Annotated in this window: 16 protein-coding genes and 1 pseudogene; 9 read left to right on the forward strand and 8 right to left on the reverse strand. The window is 72.9% G+C overall.

The window, feature by feature from the left end; genetic code table 11:
* The first annotated feature begins 492 nt into the window (after positions 1 to 492).
* Positions 493 to 852, forward strand: coding sequence for a hypothetical protein (locus tag BLS21_RS04640; protein ID WP_091214450.1), 360 nt, complete (start codon positions 493 to 495; stop codon positions 850 to 852).
* A gap of 281 nt (positions 853 to 1133) precedes the next feature.
* Here the strand turns inward: BLS21_RS04640 and BLS21_RS24985 are convergent, their stop codons facing one another.
* Positions 1134 to 1295: a site-specific integrase gene (locus BLS21_RS24985; protein ID WP_175479417.1), complete on the reverse strand. Its 162-nt coding sequence runs from the start codon at positions 1293 to 1295 to the stop codon at positions 1134 to 1136.
* 358 nt (positions 1296 to 1653) lie between these two features.
* Here BLS21_RS24985 and BLS21_RS04645 point away from each other — a divergent pair, with 358 nt between their 5' ends.
* The 3 genes and pseudogenes from BLS21_RS04645 to BLS21_RS04655 form a co-directional block, all read left to right on the forward strand.
* Positions 1654 to 2274 (forward strand): hypothetical protein, encoded by a 621-nt coding sequence (locus BLS21_RS04645; RefSeq protein ID WP_091214452.1) that lies wholly within the window; start codon positions 1654 to 1656, stop codon positions 2272 to 2274.
* A 325-nt stretch (positions 2275 to 2599) separates the two neighbouring features.
* Entirely contained in the window at positions 2600 to 3634 is a 1035-nt protein-coding gene (locus tag BLS21_RS04650) for a methyltransferase (RefSeq protein ID WP_139177014.1), read from the forward strand.
* A gap of 284 nt (positions 3635 to 3918) precedes the next feature.
* Positions 3919 to 4386: pseudogene (locus BLS21_RS04655) on the forward strand (transposase); the annotation flags it as partial.
* Between the two features lie 234 nt (positions 4387 to 4620).
* Here BLS21_RS04655 and BLS21_RS04660 read toward each other — a convergent pair.
* Positions 4621 to 5562, reverse strand: coding sequence for a DUF1996 domain-containing protein (locus BLS21_RS04660; RefSeq protein WP_175479418.1), 942 nt, complete (start codon positions 5560 to 5562; stop codon positions 4621 to 4623).
* A 482-nt stretch (positions 5563 to 6044) separates the two neighbouring features.
* Here BLS21_RS04660 and BLS21_RS04665 point away from each other — a divergent pair, with 482 nt between their 5' ends.
* The 4 genes from BLS21_RS04665 to BLS21_RS04690 all read left to right on the forward strand — a co-directional run bounded on the left by BLS21_RS04665 (position 6045) and on the right by BLS21_RS04690 (position 11741).
* On the forward strand, positions 6045 to 7226 hold the full coding sequence (locus BLS21_RS04665) for a serine hydrolase domain-containing protein (RefSeq protein WP_091214459.1): 1182 nt from the start codon (positions 6045 to 6047) through the stop codon (positions 7224 to 7226).
* Positions 7227 to 8145: 919 nt separating this feature from the next.
* Positions 8146 to 9066 carry a phosphotransferase gene (locus BLS21_RS04680; protein WP_091215109.1) on the forward strand — a complete coding sequence of 307 codons (921 nt, stop codon included), beginning with the start codon at positions 8146 to 8148 and terminating at the stop codon, positions 9064 to 9066.
* Between the two features lie 641 nt (positions 9067 to 9707).
* Entirely contained in the window at positions 9708 to 10295 is a 588-nt protein-coding gene (locus tag BLS21_RS04685) for a TspO/MBR family protein (RefSeq protein ID WP_281241902.1), read from the forward strand.
* 51 nt (positions 10296 to 10346) lie between these two features.
* On the forward strand, positions 10347 to 11741 hold the full coding sequence (locus tag BLS21_RS04690; protein ID WP_091214470.1) for a cytochrome P450: 1395 nt from the start codon (positions 10347 to 10349) through the stop codon (positions 11739 to 11741).
* A gap of 361 nt (positions 11742 to 12102) precedes the next feature.
* Here BLS21_RS04690 and BLS21_RS04700 read toward each other — a convergent pair whose 3' ends face one another.
* From BLS21_RS04700 to BLS21_RS04720, 5 genes are all read right to left on the reverse strand, one after another.
* Positions 12103 to 13350, reverse strand: coding sequence for a DUF4032 domain-containing protein (locus tag BLS21_RS04700; RefSeq protein ID WP_091214475.1), 1248 nt, complete (start codon positions 13348 to 13350; stop codon positions 12103 to 12105).
* 396 nt (positions 13351 to 13746) lie between these two features.
* Entirely contained in the window at positions 13747 to 14547 is an 801-nt protein-coding gene (locus BLS21_RS04705) for an alpha/beta fold hydrolase (RefSeq protein ID WP_091214478.1), read from the reverse strand.
* 257 nt (positions 14548 to 14804) lie between these two features.
* Positions 14805 to 15713 (reverse strand): NAD-dependent epimerase/dehydratase family protein, encoded by a 909-nt coding sequence (locus BLS21_RS04710; RefSeq protein ID WP_091215111.1) that lies wholly within the window; start codon positions 15711 to 15713, stop codon positions 14805 to 14807.
* A 90-nt stretch (positions 15714 to 15803) separates the two neighbouring features.
* Positions 15804 to 16553 carry an alpha/beta fold hydrolase gene (locus BLS21_RS04715; protein WP_091214480.1) on the reverse strand — a complete coding sequence of 250 codons (750 nt, stop codon included), beginning with the start codon at positions 16551 to 16553 and terminating at the stop codon, positions 15804 to 15806.
* A gap of 89 nt (positions 16554 to 16642) precedes the next feature.
* Positions 16643 to 16996: a nuclear transport factor 2 family protein gene (locus tag BLS21_RS04720; RefSeq protein ID WP_091214483.1), complete on the reverse strand. Its 354-nt coding sequence runs from the start codon at positions 16994 to 16996 to the stop codon at positions 16643 to 16645.
* A gap of 78 nt (positions 16997 to 17074) precedes the next feature.
* On the opposite strand from BLS21_RS04720, the gene BLS21_RS04725 reads away from it, so the two are divergent.
* Entirely contained in the window at positions 17075 to 17872 is a 798-nt protein-coding gene (locus BLS21_RS04725) for a MerR family transcriptional regulator (RefSeq protein ID WP_091214486.1), read from the forward strand.
* A 167-nt stretch (positions 17873 to 18039) separates the two neighbouring features.
* On the opposite strand, the gene BLS21_RS26390 is transcribed toward BLS21_RS04725, so the two are convergent.
* A complete protein-coding gene (locus BLS21_RS26390) occupies positions 18040 to 18369 on the reverse strand; it encodes a tyrosine-type recombinase/integrase (RefSeq protein WP_425431579.1) in 330 nt (109 codons plus the stop codon).
* Positions 18370 to 18425: the final 56 nt, after the last annotated feature.

Genomic DNA, 18425 nt, shown 5'->3' on the forward strand with positions numbered 1-18425 from the left:
ACCTGGTCAACCATGGTGGTCATCACCGGGCGCCGCCAGCGGCAGAGTGTGTCCCAGCCCGATCGCGCCCCCCCGGTGGGGTTCAGCCGCTCCTCGTCGACCGCGCACTCCTGGGCCCAGGTGAGCGGGATCGAAGCGAACGCCTCATGCACCTGCCGGTCACCGGCGCAGCCAGCGGTCCAGCACGGCCATGCTGACTGGCGCAGGGCGGAGAGCAGCCGTCAGTCAGCAGGACCGTCATGGCCTTGATGTCGACGAGCGATGTGTGCGCTGTCCGGCCCACCGGTCCCGTGACGGGACTCTCCCCTGCCCTTCCCCCGGCAGTCACTCGACCGGTCCCGAGCTGGAGGACGGGCGTGCCGGGCATCGCTCCTCCACGTCGGTTGGACGGCTGAGGCCTGCTCGCAACACGCCACATTGTGATCAGCGGAGGCCGAGGGTCTTGTCGACCCACGACCACGAGAGGAGAATTCCCAACGGAAAGGAAAGGCGATGACCGCGGACGTCTGGAGTTTTCGCGACTTTCGGCCCGTCTCCGCCGGGGATGTAGACCTCTCCGGTTTCGAGGTGAGGGGGCGCGATGGTTCGATCGGTGTCGTGGACAAGGCGACCAACAAGGTGAGTGCCAGTTATCTGGTCATCGACACCGGTGACTGGCACCCGGACCACCAGGTCATTCTTCCGGCCTTCACGGTGGAACGGATGGATCCCGAGAAGAGAGTCGTCTTCGTGGACCGCACCCGCAAGGAGATCGAGGACGCGCCGGACGTCACGCGCGCGGCGATGCGGGCGGCCCGCTTCCAGGACCGGCTGTCGGGCTACTACCACGGGTTGTACGACACCGGCCTCTGACGAGCCGCCCGTCGGGCTCAGGATCGCCGGCGGATCGAACCCTGATGACGCACACCGCGTGTCATCAGAGCTCGGGATGAACGGCTTCTCTCCGTTTCGGTTGGCTTGTCGAATGGATGGGGCAGGTCAATTCTCACATCGCGACAGCCGTGTGCGTATGTAGCGTGTCGCCCCTCGGACACAGCCTCACCCCGGTGTTCCTGCAGGTCAGGAGCCCGGGGTGTCTTGCTGTAGGGCCCCGGAGGGCCTCGTGATACCCGCGTGATACTCCGCGTCTCGGATCAGCCCTCGAGCAGTGCGGCGGAGCGGTCGGCCGCCTCGCGGCCCATGCCGGGGTGCACGTGCTGGCAGACGGTGAGCGTGATCGTGGCGCTGGCGTGACCGAGGCGCTCGCAGACGACCTTGACCGGCACGCCGGCGGCCAGCAGCAGGGGCGCGTGCATGGGCCAGAGGTCGTGCAGCCGGATGACCGGCAGCTGCTCCTCGCCTGGCGCTCTGCGGGCGTGGCCGACCAGCGCCTGGAACCGTCGGGAGAACCGCTCGGGTCGACGGGGGGGCCGTCCAGGTTGCCGTGCACAGGGCCGTGTCGCGGACCAGTCCAGGCCGGAGTCCAGATCGACGACCCGCGACTGCCCGGGGCTTCGTGGCCCCACGACCAGCTCCTCAGGCAGTCCCGTGTCGCAGTGCCGACGCACCGCAACACTTCCGCCATGGGGCCGCCACCGTAGCGCTACGTCTCGTGCCCAGGCTCTGGGCGTCGCCGAGCACCGCTCCGACATCCACCACGATTGGGGACGGACCATGACCACGACCACCGACCGTGCCGGCACGCCATCCAGCGAGCGGCCCACCGCTGGCGCGGCGCTGGATGCCTCGCAGTTGCCTGACGACCAGCCGCTCGTCACGCTCGATCATCTCCGCATCACAGCGGAGCCGGGAAGCCTCACCTCCCCGTCCTTCTTCTTCCAGCAGGCCGGCAGCTCGTCCGACGGCTGGGACTTCGCCCTGGTGGTGGAGGGTCTCGGGATCGAACTGCGCCCCGGCGAAGAACCGTTGCAGAGCACCCTGCACTGCCAGGTACGCGCCTCCGTCCGACCGGCTTGCGGCTACCGGCTCACCGAAGTCAACGGCAGCGTGACCAGCGGCGTTGTCGGAGTGAGTGTTCCGACGCACGCGACCGCCGCGGTCACCACTGAGTCGACGCTGGGCGGCTTCGCGCTGCCGTCGACGAACAACACCACTGGGGAGCGCACGGACCTCATCCCGACCGTCACTGTTCCGCCCTCTATCCAACGTCCCGGTCAGCCACTGCCGCTGGACATCTCGATCGCCATCGGGATCACCCGCGCTGACCTGAATGCAGATGTCCGCGCCTACATCGATTCGTACGATCTGCGTTTCGGGCTTGCTCGCTGTAGCTGACCGCGGCGACCCGGCGCGGCGGCGGCCTGCACGACGACAGGAGTGCCGCGGCAGAACCCGTGGACCCGCGGCCAGCGCCCCCCGAACCGCCGCGCCGTGCCCCACCCCCGTCCCGCCGCCGGCCTCCTGCGGCGACAGTCTCCCCTCCCGCGCACCCGAGCCGCGGGCGGCTGCTCGGTCCCACGCTGCGTGATCAGCTCGCCTGGCCGACGGCGCAGCGGTCTGCCGGCTCACCTCCACCCCGATGACTCAGCGTCGCCGGACACCCGGAGGAAGCCGACCGGCGCACACTTGGCAGCCTTCGGGCTGAGAGCAGGTGACCACGATGGATGCCGCCGCTTCATCCGAAGAGCCGGCGGTGCAAATGCTGCGGATGCTCAGCGGCGTCCTGACCGTGCAGGCCCTCTACGTGGCCGCCGATCTGGGCGTCGCCGACGAACTGGCTGCCGGGCCGCGCAGCGTTCCCGACCTTGCGACGGCGGCCGGCGCGCATCCCGGCGCGCTGTACCGGCTGTTGCGGCTGCTCGCTGGGACCGGCGTCTTCCGCGAACAACCGGACGGACGGTTCGCCCTCACCCCGCTCGGCCGGTGCCTGCGCCGGGAGGGACCGGAGTCGGTCCGGGACTGGGCCCTCTATCTCGGCTCTCCCGAGCTGTGGGAGGTCATCGGCACGTTGCTGGAGACGGTGCGCAGTGGCCAGCCGGCGTTTCCCCGGCTGCACGGCGTGACCGTGTGGGACTACATGGCCGAGCACCCGGAGTTCGCGGCCCCGTTCCAGCGCTGGATGAGCCGACAGTCCGAGTTGCACAACGCCGCTGTCCTTGCCGCTTACGACTTCTCACCGTTCCGGGTGCTCGCCGACGTGGGCGGCGGGCAAGGCGCCACGCTGGCCGCGATCTTGGGGGCTCATCCCTCACTGCGCGGCATCCTGTTCGACCTGCCCGACGTGGTCAGGCATCCCATCCCGCTCGACGAGGCCCGGCTCATGTCCCGCTGCGAGGTCATCGGCGGCGACATGCTGCACGGCGTGCCCTCCGGCGCCGACGCCTACATGATCAAACGCACCCTGATGACCTTGAGCGACGAAACCGCGACCGCAGTCTTGCGCAGATGCGCAGCCGCCATGCCCGTTGACGGCAAGGTGCTGGCCGTCGAGATGGTGCTGCCCGTGGGCAACGAGCCGAGCCCCGCCAAGACGTTCGACGTCCTCATGCTGCTGCAGCATCCGGGAGCAGGCATCCGGACCGAGGCTGAGTTCGCCGACCTGTTCGCCGCCGCCGGCCTGGAACTCGCCCGGATCATCCCGACGAACTCACCCAACAGCATCCTCGAGGGCGTGAGGGCGCGCCGGCTGTCATGACCCCCGGTGACGCGGCGCCGCAGAGCGCGGGGAGCAGGAAGTGATCCCGATGGGTTGCGAACACCGCCGTGTCGGTGCCGCCCTCCACGGTCGTCTCCGGGCGCATGCCGGGACGACCGCTGCATCGAGCCATCAGCTTCGTGGCCCATTCTCACCGAGCCGGGCGAGACCGCCCGGGTCCTCGCGGTGACGTGGGGGTGTCGACGGCAACTCATGCGCCTCGTCGCGAGAACGCTGAGTCCCCTGGCGCTGCGGCTCAGAGATCAATCCAAGATGAGATCGGCGTGCCCTCCGCGGGGTTCAGGTCGGCCTGCCGAGGCTGTGACGGGCTGTGGGCGCGGATCGCCCCGCTGCCTCCACCGCCCAAGCCCCGTCGCTACCGCCATCCGGGCCGCCGGCCGATCGATGACCGGGCCGCGCTGGCCGGCATCGTGTTCGTGCTCAAGACCGGGATCACCTGGAACCAGCTGCGCGCCCTCGGTGGACTGAACCTGGACCGCTGCGCGGTCGACGGCTCCCATGTGCGAGCCCTCGAGAGGGGGACCACGTCGGCCCGTCGCCGGTCGACCGCGGCCGGCCGGGCTCCAAGCACCACCTGATCTGCGATGCCGATGGCATTCCGCTCGCGGTCAGCCTGACGGGAGACAACCGCAACGACGTCGGCCATCTCCTCCTGCTGGTTGATGCCGTCCCGCCGATCGGGGACGGCGCGGGCGGTCCCTCGGACCGGCAGGCCCCGGCGATCACCGCGCCCCTGCGCCGGGACGGCGTCGACCAGGTCCAGCCGGTGCGCGAGGCCCTCACCCACCGGGGCGCGGCCGGCGTCCAAGGGGATCGTGATGTCCCATGCGCCGCCGCCAGGGCGCGCAGCTGCGTCTTGTCCTCCGTGGACACGTACACCCGGGGAGATGTGGTTGACCGATCACCGGGCACGTCCTGGCGCCGTCGCCGCGGCAACTCCGACTCCCGCTCGGGGTGGTCGCGTACTACCCGTGCCCGGTCGATGCCGACCCGGTCGTCGGCAGGTCGGGCACCGTCGGCAGCGGCAACGTCCCCCGCCGATCCGCACCCGAGAACGGCCGCACGTCATCGGTCACGTCCCCGCACACCCGGCCCGCGTTCAGACACCCCTCCACCAACGTCTGCATCTCCCCCGGGTCCCACGCCAGGATCGCGTCCGCGTGCAGCCCGTACGGCGACAGCCCGCCCTCGAACTCCATCCCCTCGTACGTCGACCCCTCCGCGTACGAGGACTCCAGCGACAGCTGCGGGATCGCCACCGGATGCGACGCCGGGCACTCACCGCCCCGCGGGTACGCCATGTGCGCCACCCCCTCCAGCCACAGGTTCACCCCGTCCCAGCACTGCGGGAACTGGACATCCGACCGCAGGAACTCCCCCGGCCCACAGTCCGCCGCGGTGTCGTGGACGGAGCTCACCAGCGCATACGACGTCCCCAAGCACAGGTAGTCGATGTCCAGCGGTTGCCGCGACGTCGCCATCGGATCCCCCGCCACCAGACGCAGACCGAACGGTGCCGGCTCGATCAGCTGTGGGTTCACCTCACCCGCCCGGTAGTAGGCGCGGAACGACTCCGGCACCACCGGCTGACCGGCCTCGTCCACCAACGTCGGCTGCCAGTACGCCGACCGGTCCGCCGAGTCCTTGCACCCCGAGCCACCCTCGAACAACTGGCCGGCCGTCGACGACGCGTGCACCGCGGGGTTGCCCCCGAACGTGTGCAGATGTGGCCACGACCCGCCCGGGTTCAGGATCGGGTCGATGTGCGCCGTGCCGACCTGGTCGCACTCCACGATCCAGTGCACGTCCACCGGCACGGCCCGCACGGCGGCCATGTCCGGGGCGGGAGTCATCGCCGCCGCCACCACGAACACCGCCGCCACCGACGCAGTCACACGACCCCACATGGGCCGAGTCTGGAGGTGTTCGGCCGACGGGGTCACGTCACCCAGCACCCGCCGGAACCAGCGGACGCTGGCCCTCCCCATGCCGCCCGTCGCCGAGCTGCACCGACACAAGGCCACTCAGCTCGGCGAATCGGCTGCTGGCCGGCTCCGAGTGGCGGCCGTGATGGCTCTCGCGGTCGTGACCATGGATCCTCCTCGGACCGAGATCCGGCGCACCGGAGCGGGGCCCGGGGCACGGTCCCGCACGAGGCACCGCTCGCACGCGTTCCTGCCCGGGAGTGTCTCCTCTCGGCCGCTGAGCGCGCCGCGCCCCCGGCGTGCCCGCCGGGAGGTCGTGCGGCCCGGCGACGGGGAGGTCCCACCGCGGCCACTCCCGACCTCGTGCAGCAAGTAGGACGCTTTACAGGGAGTGCTGTCGCGGCCATGGTGGGCCCGGCCACGGGGACACCACATCGTCACCTCCACGCGAGGAGCTGTTCCTCATGCGCCGATGGATGCGCCCCGCCGCCCTCGTACTCGCCCTGCTCGCCGGGGCCGGGACGACCGGCTTCACGGCCGACCCCGTTCCCCCGGCCGGGTCCGCTCCTCCCCCGGCCCCGCCCCTCGACCCGGACCTCGCCGCACAGGTCGACGAACTGGCCCGAGCCGCGCTGACCAACGGCGTCACCGGTGCGGTGGTCGGCGTCTCCGACCCGGACCGGGGGAGTTACCTCCAGGCCTACGGGACCGCGGACGCCGCGGGGACCCCGATGACCACCGACGTGCACTACCGCATCGCCAGCGTGACCAAGACCTTCACCGCCCAGGCGGTGCTCCGCCTCGCCGACCAGGGGAAGCTGTCCCTCGACGACCCCCTGGAGAAGTACGTCCCCGACATCCCCCACGGGGATGAGATCACCGTCCATCACCTCCTGGGGATGCGCGGCGGCGTGTACGACTTCGTCGCAGACGAGGAGTTCATGGCGCAGTACGTCGCCGATCCGCTCCTGCCGGGGTGGACCCCCTACGACGTTCTCGAGATCATCCGCGCGCACGCCGACGAGGCCACCCCACCCGGCCAGGCGACCGTGTACTCCAACTCCGAGTACGTACTGCTCGGGCTGGTCATCGAGCAGGTCACCGGCCGCTCGGCACAGCAGTACACCACCTCGGTGATCGAGGACCTCGGCCTCCCGGAGACGTCGTATCCCGCGACCGCGGCCCTGCCGGAGCCGTTCACCCACGGCTACATGAACACCGACAGTCAGCTGGCACCGACCGACCCCGCCGCCGAGGAGCCGCGGGACGTCACGCTCAGCAACCCCGTGGTCCCGTTCACCGCCGGTGCAGTCATCTCCACCGTGCCGGACATGACCCACTACGCCGAGCAGCTGGCGACCGGCACGGGCCTCGCCCCGGAGACCGCCCGGCTGCGCCAGGAGTGGACGCCGCTCACCTCGACCGGCATCCGGGTGCAGTACGGCCTCGGCGTCCTCCAGCTCGGTGACTGGGTCGGCCACAACGGGTCGATCTTCGGCTACAGCGACATGGTCTCCCACCTGCCGGAGGAGGAGGCGAGCGTGGTGGTGATGGTCAATGCGGCCGACGGCGAGGCCGTCCCCGCGGACGACCTCTGGGCCGGGATCGTCAGGCTGCTGTACCCCGACAGCCTGCCGACCTGGTGACCGGCAGAGCACCGCGGTCCGCTCCGACCCCGTGGCACCAGGGTGGGCCCGGCCCAGCACGCGTCCACGCGGGACGCGGTGCAGGACTGCCACCATCTCAGCGGGCCTTGCCGTGATTCCTCAAGAGGTACCTGGAGACCGTCGACGGACCACGAGCGATCGCCGTCGGGCGAGATGGCCCAGCGGTTCGCGACGTGCGCCGCCCACGCCTCTCCCGGAGGGCCGCGGTGTGGCGCGCCGACCACTCGGCTCCTGATCCTGACCTGCGCGGCCGAACACGGGAAGCTGGCCGGTACGTGCGAGGTCCACGCCGCCATCGCCCAGGAGCTGACCGATCCGGGGGCTCTCTCGGTGTGTGGGCTGTGCGAGGACCTCACAGGCACGGCCGAACCGATGACCATCGCCGGCGTCGAGCCCTGGGACCCGACCACCGGGTCACCGGCACCGTGGTGCGCACCCGTACCACGTCCGTCGAGGAGTGACCATCGAACTGACAGCGCCCCGCTGGGCCGACACCTGGTCACGGGTGCCCTGACCGAGACGGTGCCGCGCCGGCCGGTGCGGGAGTCCCTGGCCGGCGTGGCCGCGAGCGTCGCGGTGCACGCCTCCTCGGAGAGGAGAGCGTCATGACTGCGCTGACCGCGTGCGCCGGAGCGGCGGCTGCGGTCACCTGCGTGCTGCGCATCCTGCCGATCGCTCCCGGGCCGGGCACCAGGCTGCCGGCCGGGGTGCGGTCGCTCGCTGGCGAACGTGGGGTCGGCGGTGCTGGTCGCTGCGGCCGTGTTCGGTGCGCTGGGCTGCGCGACCCCGGCTTCCCCCGCCGGGGCTCTGCTGACCGGCCTGGTGCCTGGCGGATCCGCGGGGTCGCGCTGCCCATGGTCGCGGGCGCCATCAGCGTCGCCGTCCTCGGCGCCGTGTGGTGAGCCGGCCGCGGTGGGCGCCCGAGCGTCCCTCGGCGACCCTGCGGGCCGCCACGCTGATCGCGGCGGCCTTCCCCGCGCTGCGCGGCCGGCCCGTGGAGCCGCTGGCGGAGGGCTGGGACAACACCGTCTTCCTCGTGGACGGGACCTGGGTCTTCCGCTTCCCGCGCCGGCAGCTCGCGGTGCCCGGCTTCAGGCGGGAACTCGCCGTCCTCCCCCGGATCGCCACACTGCTCCCCCTCCTCGTTCCCGAGCCGGAGTTCGTGGCCGAGGACGACGACCCGGTGGACCCCTGGCCGTTCGCGGGTGCCCGGCTGCTGCCGGGACGGGAACTGGCCGACACCGGGCTGCCGGATGACCGGCGACGGGCGGCGGCTGCGACGGTGGGTGCGTTCCTGCGGGTGCTGCACGCCGCCCCGACCCGGCAGGCCGTGCCGACGGGGCTGCCGCTGGACCCCATGGGCCGTGCGTGGCCGCGGGCCCGGATCGACGACACCCGGGCCCAGCTGCGGCAGCTCGTCGAGGAGGGCACGTGGGCCGGGGACGCGGGCGTGGAGGCACTGCTCGCCGAGGCCGAGCGGCTGGACGCCCCGGCCCGGCCACCCGTCCTCGTGCACGGTGATCTGCACGTGCGGCATCTCCTCCTCGACGACGGGGGCGGCGCGGTCGGCGTCATCGACTGGGGCGACGTGTGCCTGGCCGATCCCGCGGTCGACCTCGCCCTCGCCTACACCGGCTTCTCGGGGTCGGCTCGGGCGGCCTTCCTCACCGCGTACGGGGAGGTGGACGCCGACCGGGAGCTGCGCGCCCGTGCCCTGGGCGTGCGGCTGAGCTGCTTCCTCGCCGCCTACGCAGCCGACGTCGGACGCCCCGCCCTGCTCACCGAAGCCCTCGCCGGCCTGCGCCGGGCGGTGGCCTGACCACCGGCAGCGCCCTGCCCCGGCGCTCGGGCCGGCCGGCGTGGACCAGCGCTTCACCGGCGACCCGGACCGCGTCGCAGGTGGCGTCCGCGCCGCCCTGCTGCACGTCCCGTCGACGCCGCCGTTCCCGACCCGACCGTGTACCACGGCCTGCCGTCGACGACCCGGCCCGGGACGCCGCGGCCCGCGACCTCCGCTGCGGATCCTCCGTGGTGGATCGAGTGGCCGCCCAGGTCGGCTGTTCGCTCACGCCTCCCACGTGACCAGGACTTCCGCAGGCTGTGTAGCGCGGCATCCGGTCCGGTGTCGCCGGTGACGAGGGCGGTGGTCATGGTCCCTCCTGGCGGGCAGGGTCCGGCATCGCCGACGGCGCCGGTGCAGGGAGACTGTGACGCCCCGCAGGCGGCGTACGAGCGCGACTGCGGGGCGGGCAGCAGCCCGCCGGACCCGGCGGCATCGCCGGCTTCGGCGGGCTCCCGGCGTGCGGACCCGACACGACACGGTGGACAGCGGCCGGGGTCAGGAGCCGTCGTGCGCGGCTGCTGGTCCGGCCACGGGGCCTCTGCGCGGGCACCCGCACGCCGTCCCCGTTCTACGGTCCGGCTGTGCGTCGATCAGTGCTGCTCAAGACAGCGTCGCCTGTGATCGGAGCGGCTGTGGTCGGCAATGCCTCCATCGGCCGGGACTCGTTGCGATGGTTCCAGGACCTCCGGCGTCCTGCGCTGCAGCTGCCGATGGCAGCGTTCTACGCGGTCGGTGGCGCCTACTACCTGCTCATGGGAGTGGTCGTCCACAGATCGGTGACCCGCGGGGACAGGCGTTCCTACCGCCTGGCCATGGCGGTCCTCGCAGCCAACGAGCTGTGGAACGCCACGTTCTTCGGTCGCCGCAGTACCAGGAACGGCTTCCTCGGCCTGCTGGCCTTCCTCTGCCCCCTGGGGCTGCTGCAGATCTCGATCATCGAGGACCGGAGGTCCTCGCTCACCCTGGGTGCCTACACCGCCTACGTCATCGGCTACGACCTCCCGTGGACATACCGGCTCTGGCGCCTCAACCCGGCTCCAGCGGAGCGGTCGGCCCCCTCGCGGCCCATGCCGGGGTGCACGAGCCGGTGGACGGTGGGCGTGCTGGTGCCGCTGCTGTGCCGAGGCACGTGGGGACCGGGCACCGCGGTGACCGTGATCGGAGCCCTCGACCCTGGCACCCGGAGGCGGCGTCCCCGAGGATGAGTTCGCGTCGGCCGCGGGCGGACCCGGCTGCCGAGGGGACGGGCGAGGGCGATGGACGAACTGGTGCGCAGCGCGGTCCGCTGGACCACCACCCACGGCGCGCTGCGGCTCGCGATCCGGGCACGCGCCCGCGCGGGCAACCCCGACGCCCAGGTCATGACCGACCCGGCACTCCGCGCGGACCCGTACCCGCACTACGAACGGCTGCGGACGGCGGCCCCCCTCGCCGACGGGGCCCTGGCCCGCGTCAGCGTCCACCACGACGTGTGCACCGACGTGCTGCGCAGCGAGGAGTTCGGGCAGATCGGCGCCCACCGGACCGACCGGCTGCCGGCGGCGTTCCGGCTGGCGCTGCGGCTGGCCGGCGACCGGCCGGGGGTGAGCCCCATCGACCCGCCGTCGATGGTCGCCGTCGACCCGCCCGAGCACACCCGCTACCGCCGGCTGGTCAGCCGGGCGTTCAGCGCCCGGGCCGTCGCCGGGCTGCGCGAGCGCACCCGCCAGATCGCCGACGAGCTCCTCGACGACCTCGAGCGAGAGGCCGCGGCACACGATGGGCAGGTGGACCTCGCGGCCCGCTACGCGAGCCTGCTGCCGGTCACGGTCATCTCCGAGATGCTGGGCGTCCCGGTGGCGATGCGCGAGCAGTTCCTCGCCTGGGGCGACCGCGCCGCGCCGGTCCTGGACCTGGGTCTGGACTGGGCCACCCACCGCGACGTCGAGCGCACCCTCGCCGAGCTCGACACCTGGTGGCGCGAGCACCTGCGGCGGCTGCGCCGGGACCCGGGCCCGGACCTGCTGTCGAGCCTGGTCACCACGGTCGACGACGACGGTGGCGGCCTCACCGAGACCGAGCTGCGGGCCACCGCCGCACTGGTCGTCGGCGCCGGGTTCGAGACCACCGTCAACCTCATCGGCAACGGCGCCGCCCTGCTGTTCGCCCACCCCGACCAGCGCCGGCTGCTGGCCGAGGACCCGTCGCTGTGGCCGAACGCGGTCGACGAGGTCCTCCGCGTCGACCCGCCCGTGCAGCGGACCGCACGCCGGGCCCGGCGGTCCACCACCGTCCACGGCGTCCCCGTCGCCGAGGGCGAGTGGCTGGTCCTCCTGCTCGCCGCGGCCAACCGGGACCCGCGGGTGTTCCCCGACCCGCACACCTTCGACGTCACGCGCAGCAACGCCCGCGACCACGTGGCCTTCTCCAGCGGCATCCACTTCTGCCTCGGGGCCGCGCTCGCGCGGATGGAGGGCGAGGTCGCGCTCCAGGCGCTGTTCGAGCGTTTCCCCGACCTCGGCCCCGCGGGCTCCGGGCGCCGCCGCGACACGGTCATCCTGCGTGGCCACGAGTCCCTGCCCGTCACCCTCAGCTCCACGACCTGGCGAGCCCGGTCCGCGTCCGGTGGGAGCCGGCCCGACCAGGAGCCGGTCGGGACGGGCTCCGCCTGACCCCGCGGCGGCGCAGCCACGGTCTCCCTCGTCCTCCTGGCGGAGCCGTGAGCCGTGCAGCCGGATCACCGGCCGGCGAGCAGGGGACGCCGCTCCGCGTGCAGATCGGTGCCGCCGAGGTCGCTGAACCCCTGGCCGCGACACCCATGCACCGCTGCGGTGCTGAGCGTGGTCGCTGCGCTCACCCGACAGGTGGCGCCGCCCGACGGCACCTCGCGGACGGTCATCGCGATGGGCGTCCGCACCCGGCCGTTCCGGTCCGCGGTCGGGAGGAGGGAGCTCACGTGCCCGCCGCCGAGTTCCACCTGCTGTCCTACCCGCTGCCCGACGACGTGCGCGCCCACGCTGCGGCCGCGGAGGACTACGGCCGGGAGAGGCTCCGGTCGGCGATCCGTGGCGTCGGTGCCACCAGGTCGCCGGGCACCGCCGACAACACCCTCTCGACGTAGTCCCGCACCGCGGCCTGCATCCCGACGTCCCGGCCGGCCGCTTCGGACAGGAACCACCGGTGCTCGAGGATCTCGTGGAAGATCTCGGCGGCGTCCAGCCGACTGCGCAGGTGCGCCGGGATGGCGGCGATCGTCGGCTGGTACATCTCGGTCAGCCAGCGGATGGCGGCCGCGGTCTCGGAGACCGGGCCGTCCTCCGCCTGTTCCAGCCCGGCCCGGTAGCTCGCGATGTCGGCGAGGAGACGGCGGGCCTGCTTCTCCTGCACGTCCAGCCCGGTCCGGGCGAACAGGGCCCGCCGGCAGTTGCCGGGTTCGGTGACGCGGGTGGTGAGCCGCAGCCGGCTCCCGCCGGCCGGGTCGTCGACGAGCTCCATCTCGCCGACGTCGAACCCCAGGTCCTGGAGCCTGCGGATGCGCTCGGCGACGCGGAACTGCTGCTCGTCGCGGGGCATCACCTCCTCGCTGGTCAGCTCCGCCCACAGCTGTTCGTACCGTGCCACCAGGTCGGCCGCCGCGAGGGCCGGGTCGAGGTCCCCGGCCAGGGAGCCGCGCTCCCGCAGGTCCGTCAGCTCGTCGACGACCCGCGCATAGGCGACATCGGTGTCGTGGTCGCGCTGGCTCTGGGTGAGGCGCTCGTGCACCTCCCCCGTCTCGGCGTCCACGAGATAGGCGGCCAACGTCCCGGCGTCGAACCGGAACAGGGTGTTGGCCAGGGAGCAGTCGCCCCAGACGATGCCGGCGAGGTGGAGACGGACCAACAGCTCGACCTGGGCGTTCATCACCCGGTCGATCAGCTGCACCCCTCGCGGGTTGGCGAAGAGGGCGAGGAAGGACGATGAGTAGTCCAGGAAGCGGGTGACGAGCACGGCCTCCTGGGCACCGGGCCGGTCGACGACCACGCCGATGACCTCGACCGCCGGGATGCCGAGCTCGTGCAGTCGGCGCAGCACCTCGTACTCGCGGCGGGCGTGTCGTTCGGGCAGCTCCTTGAGCGCGAACACGCGTCCGGCCTCGGCCACGAACCGGACGACGTGGCGGGAGCGTCCCTGCTGCGGGATCTCGACGATCCGGTCGTCGCTCCACTGCGACAGCGGGACGTCCCAGGGCAGGGTCACCAGATCGGCCGCTGCCTCGGCAGGAGGGCTGAACACGAAGCGCATCCCGGATCTCCGGTCCTCGGACTCGGTTCTCCCGTGAGGCTAGCGCGCGGCGGTCCAGCTGCCGGGCGGTCAGGGTGGTGTGCGCAGACCCGATCCGGTCCGCTCAGGCCTGCGCCCGGCGCCGACGACCGAGTCCGACGGAACGGACGCCCGGCGGTGTCACGATCCAGCGCCGACTCGTACGGCGCGGGCTGGTCGCCGGCGAGTGGTCGGCGGCGATCGCCACCGGCGGCGCGGCTCCGCCCGACGTCTACAGGCGGATGAGCGGCTGATCCGCGCGGCACCCGGCGCCGCCACGCCGGGGAACGGCCGCGCGCGCCGGGGCGGGGGGCTGCGGACCGGCCCGAACCGTACGCCGGTCATCCGTCATCCGAACCGGGCAGGCTGTCGGACTGGTCACCGGTTCCGATCGAGCCATTCGAGGAGCACCTTCGACACGTGCTCGGGCTGGTCCGTCATCAGCACGTGGTTCGCGTTCGGGATCATCACGAGCTCGGCGCCGGGGATCCGGCCGGCGATGATGCGGCCGTTCTCCGGCGGGACGAGCGCATCCAGCTCCCCGTGCACGACCAGCGTCGGCGCGGTGATGCCCTCCATGCGGCCGTAGCCGTCCCATCGCGACGACCCGACCACCTGCGCCAGGTAACCCTCGTTGGAGGCGGCGAGCGGGAACCGCACCGCCCAGTCCTCCTCGATGCGCTCGCGAGGTGTCTCGGGCGCGTAGTTGTAGGGGATGGAGGCCTCGGCCGCCTCCTGGGGCGTCATCTGGCCGCGCTGCGTCAGCATCGCCACCGCCTGGGGGTTCATGACGGCGTGCGCGATGCCCGGGTGCGTGGCGAGCAGGCACAGCGAGCGGACCCGTTCCGGAGCGGTGAGCACGATCTCCTGGGCGATCAGGCCGCCCATCGAGATGCCGACGATGTGGGCGGTGTCCACATCCGCGGCGTCCAACACGGCCAGGGAGTCCGCCGCCATGGTCTCGACCGTGTACGGCGCCCCAGGAACGTCACCGGTGCGGCCGGCACCCCGGTTGTCGATCCGGATGACCCGGTGGCTCTCGGCCAGGGCGGGGACCAGCCGGAACCACATCGCGGCCGGGTAGGCGAGCCCCATGAGCAGCAGGACGGCGGGAGCGTCCTCCGGCCCGTCGGACTCCCACGAGATGCGGGCCGTGTCAGGACGCTCGATGACCGGCACGGGTCGCTCCCTTCATCGTGAGGTCTCGCGGCCCGGAACGGAGCTGCAGCTCCTGAGGTGCACCGCGCCTCGACAGGTCGGGTCCGGGCCCGAGAACGGCACCGGACTCTCGGGAGACCGGGACTCGGTCCATTCTGTAGCACGACCTCGGCGCCACGTGCAGCCGTGTGCGCATGTAGCGTGTCGCCCCCTCGGACACAGTCGAGGTGCACGGCTCGGTGTGCTTCCAGTTGCCGGTGGCAGACCCGGCGTTGCTGTCACTCGCGCGTCGTCAGGCCCTGCCGCAGCTCGCCCATGGCGTGCGCGAGGCTCACCCGCGGCACCCAGCCCCACCCCCGCGCGCGCCCGGTGAGCAGCTGCCCGGTCCAGACCGGCTCGTCGGTCCACTCGGGCACGACGCCCAACGCGTCGGTCACCGTGCCGAGGTAGTCCCGCCACGTCGCAGCCTCGCCCGCGACGATGACCGGCGTCGTGCCACCGGCCACGGGGCCTCGCGCCGGGTCGTCGGCGGTCGCGACGGCGCCCGTGGCGACGTCCGCGATCAGGGCCGCCAGGTCGTCGACGTGCACCCAGGCCCAGGTCTTGGCCGGGTTCGCTCGGCGCTCACCGTCACGGATCCCCTGCGGTCGCAGCGTGTTCCAGACCGACGTGTCGCCGACGCCCATGATCGCCGGCGGGCGGACCAGAACGGTCGTGAGCCCACCGACCTGCGCCAGCGCGACGTCGGTGGCGTTCTTGGTGTCGGGGTAGTCGCCGCTGCCCTCGGGCAGGAGAGCACCGTCCTCGGCCACGTCCCCGACACCGGCCGAGCGGTCGTAGACCCCGGCCGTGGACACGTGCACGAACCGGGCGACGCCGGCGTCCCGGGCAGCCCGAGCGAGGACCGGCGTGCCCTCGACGCCCACCCGGTGCTGCACCTCTCGGGACGCGCCCATCGGGTGGACCGTCGTGACGACCGCGTCGGCGCCCTGGGTCACCGCGCGGGCGAGGCCCTCGTCGGCGAAGTCGCCGACGTGCTCGGTGACTCCGTCGAGCGCAGGCGCGCTGCCGACGCGTCGGACGACGGCGCGCACCTGCGCCGACCGCTCGACGAGCGCCCGGCACACCGCGGCGCCCACCAACCCGTTCGCACCGGTCACCACGACGACGGGAGCGGAAGGGGCCATGCCGTCCACACTGCCAGCGACCACACGACGGCGCCCGCTGCGCCGCACGTCGCGGCGTCGGGGCGGCCCCGGTGGGCGGTCGGCGTCCGGTCAGCCGGCCGTCGCGCGTGCGGCCTCGTCGATCACCCGTGCGACGGCGTCGGGCCGGGAGACCGTCACGGCGTGGGAGGCGTCGACCTCGACGACGTGCGACTTCGCACGCTCGGCCATGAAGCGCTGCGACCGGGCCGGGACGGCGAGGTCCTGACCCGTGACCACGGTCCAGGACGGGATGGTCCTCCAGGCCGCCTTCGTCGCCTTCCCCTCGAGCGCGTCGGCGACGATGGGCCGCTGCGTGGCAGCGAGGAGCGCGGCGACGTCCTCCGGCACGTCCGCGGCGAAGACCTGTCGGAACTTCCCCTGCTCGATGTACAGGTCGTGCACCGGCTGCCCGTCGGGACCGGCGACGGGTACCGGGCGCAGCGCCGGCCCGAGCTCGTTGCCGGGGAACTTCCCGGCCAGCTCGCCGGTGCTCTCGCCCTCGTCGAGGAGGAAGCTGGCGACGAACACGAGCGCCCTCACCCGCGGGTTGCCGTCGGCGGCCTCGCTCATCACGCTGCCGCCATAGGAGTGGCCCGCGACCACGAGCGGCCCGTCCAGGCTGTCGAGGACGCGGCAGAGGTACTCGGCGTCACTGCGCAGGGCCCGGAGCGGGTTGGCCACCCCGATCACCGGATGACCGTCTCCTCGGAGCTGCGCGATCACGCCGTTCCAGCTCGAGGAGTCGGCGAAGGCGCCGTGGACGAGCACGACCGTGGGCCTCGGCGGGTCCGTGCGGGGCGCTGCGGTGCTGAGGGACACGGGTCGTCTCCTCTCCAGTCGTGGGCGGCCTGGCCGCCCGGGTCCGACGCCGCAGCTGGAAGGCTGCGGGTCCGCGGAAGGCCTCCGGCTCAGGGGGCGATGACCAGCTCGGCGATGAGGTCGCCGCCCATCGCGAAGCGGTACTGCAGCTCCGCGACGCCGCCTGGGAAGTTCCCCTCCAGGCGGTTGACGGTCACCCACCGTGTCCCGTCGATGCGCCGCACGCCGACGAGCTCGGTCGTGTACGTGAACTCGGCTCCGGCGTTCCGCAGGAAGTCGCGGACCTCGTCGCTCCCGCGGAAGGTCTGGCCCTGGTCGACGACCACGGCCGTGGGGGTGAAGGCGCGGATGGCGACGTCGACGTCGCGGGCCGCGTGGGCGGCGAGGAAGCCGCGGATCGTGGCAGGGAGCTCGCTGGGCTGGATGCTGGTCGGTGTGGTCATGTCGGGACCGTGCGGCCTCCCGCACCGGGAGGGTCAAGCACTCGACCCTCCCCCGGGGAGAGGGTGCACAGTGCTCGCGTGCTGGCGATCGGCGAGTTCTCCCGGCTGACCCATCTGAGCGTGCGCACGCTCCGCCGCTACCACGACGCCGGGCTGCTCGAGCCCGCGACCGTGGACCCCGCGAGCGGCTACCGGTACTACAGCGCGGACCAGATCCCGACCGCCCAGGTCATCCACCGCCTGCGCGAGCTCGACGTCCCGCTGCCCGACGTCCAGCGCTTCCTCCGCCTCCCCGACCCGAGCGCCCGTGGCGCGCTCGTGGCCGAGCACCTGGAGCGCCTCGAGTCGGAGCTGGACCGGACGCGCGCCGCCGTTGCGTCCCTGCGCCGCCTGTTGCAGCCGGAACCCCCTCCCCTGGACGTCGAGCTCCGCGCGGTGCCGGCGAGCACGGTGGCGGCCGTCGAGGACGACGTCGACCACGAGGACGTCCTCGCCTGGTACTCCGGCGCCATGGCCGAGCTCGATGCGGTGGTCCGCGACCCGACCGGCGTCCCCGGCGGCCTGTACGACAACGCGCTGTTCGAGGCCGGCCGGGGACACCTGCTCCTGTACCGGCCGACGACGGACCCGCCGCGCAGCGGGCGGGTCCACCCCGTGACCCTGCCGGCCGTCGAGCTGGCCGTCACCACCCATGTCGGGCAGCACGACGACATCGACGTCACCTACGGGGAGCTCGGCGCCTGGGCGGTGGCCAACGCACTCGCCGTCGCGGGGCCGGTGCGGGAGACCTACCTGGTCGGTCCCCGCGACACGACCGACCCGGCCGCCTGGCGCACCGAGATCGGCTGGCCCGTCTTCCGGGTGGCCCCACGCTGAGCCGCCGGTGGCATGGGCGGGAACGGTCGACGGTCGGCAGCCGTGTGCGTGTGTACCTCCTCGGGCACCGCCTCACCCCGGTGTTCCCGCAGGTCCGGAGCCCGGGGTGTCGTGCTGTCGGGGCTCCTGAGGCCCTCGTGACACCCGCGTGACACCCCCGCGCCGGATCAGCCCTCGAGCGGCGCGGCGAAGAAGTCGGCCGCCTCGCGGCCCGGGCCGGGGTGGACGTGCCGGTGGACGGTGAGCGTGACGGTGGCCCTGGCGTGGCCCAGACGCTCCGCGACGCCGTCGACCGGCACACCGTCGGCCAGCAGCAGGGTGGCGTGGGTGTGCCGCAGATCGTGCAGCCGGATCACCGGCAGCAGCTCTCCCCCAGCGCCTTGCGGGACTGGACGACCTGGCCGGCGGAGCGGCGGGAGAACCGCTCGGGGCGCCGGTCGGTTCGACCGGCGCCTGCAGCTCCCGCCCGCCCGGGTGACGCCCGGCGGTCGGCACACCTCACGACAGATGCGGGGCCGGCCTCTCGCCCGGCAGGCTGGCGAGCTCCAGCACG

It is taken from the genome of Geodermatophilus siccatus (assembly GCF_900103785.1).
Taxonomy (GTDB): domain Bacteria; phylum Actinomycetota; class Actinomycetes; order Mycobacteriales; family Geodermatophilaceae; genus Geodermatophilus; species Geodermatophilus siccatus.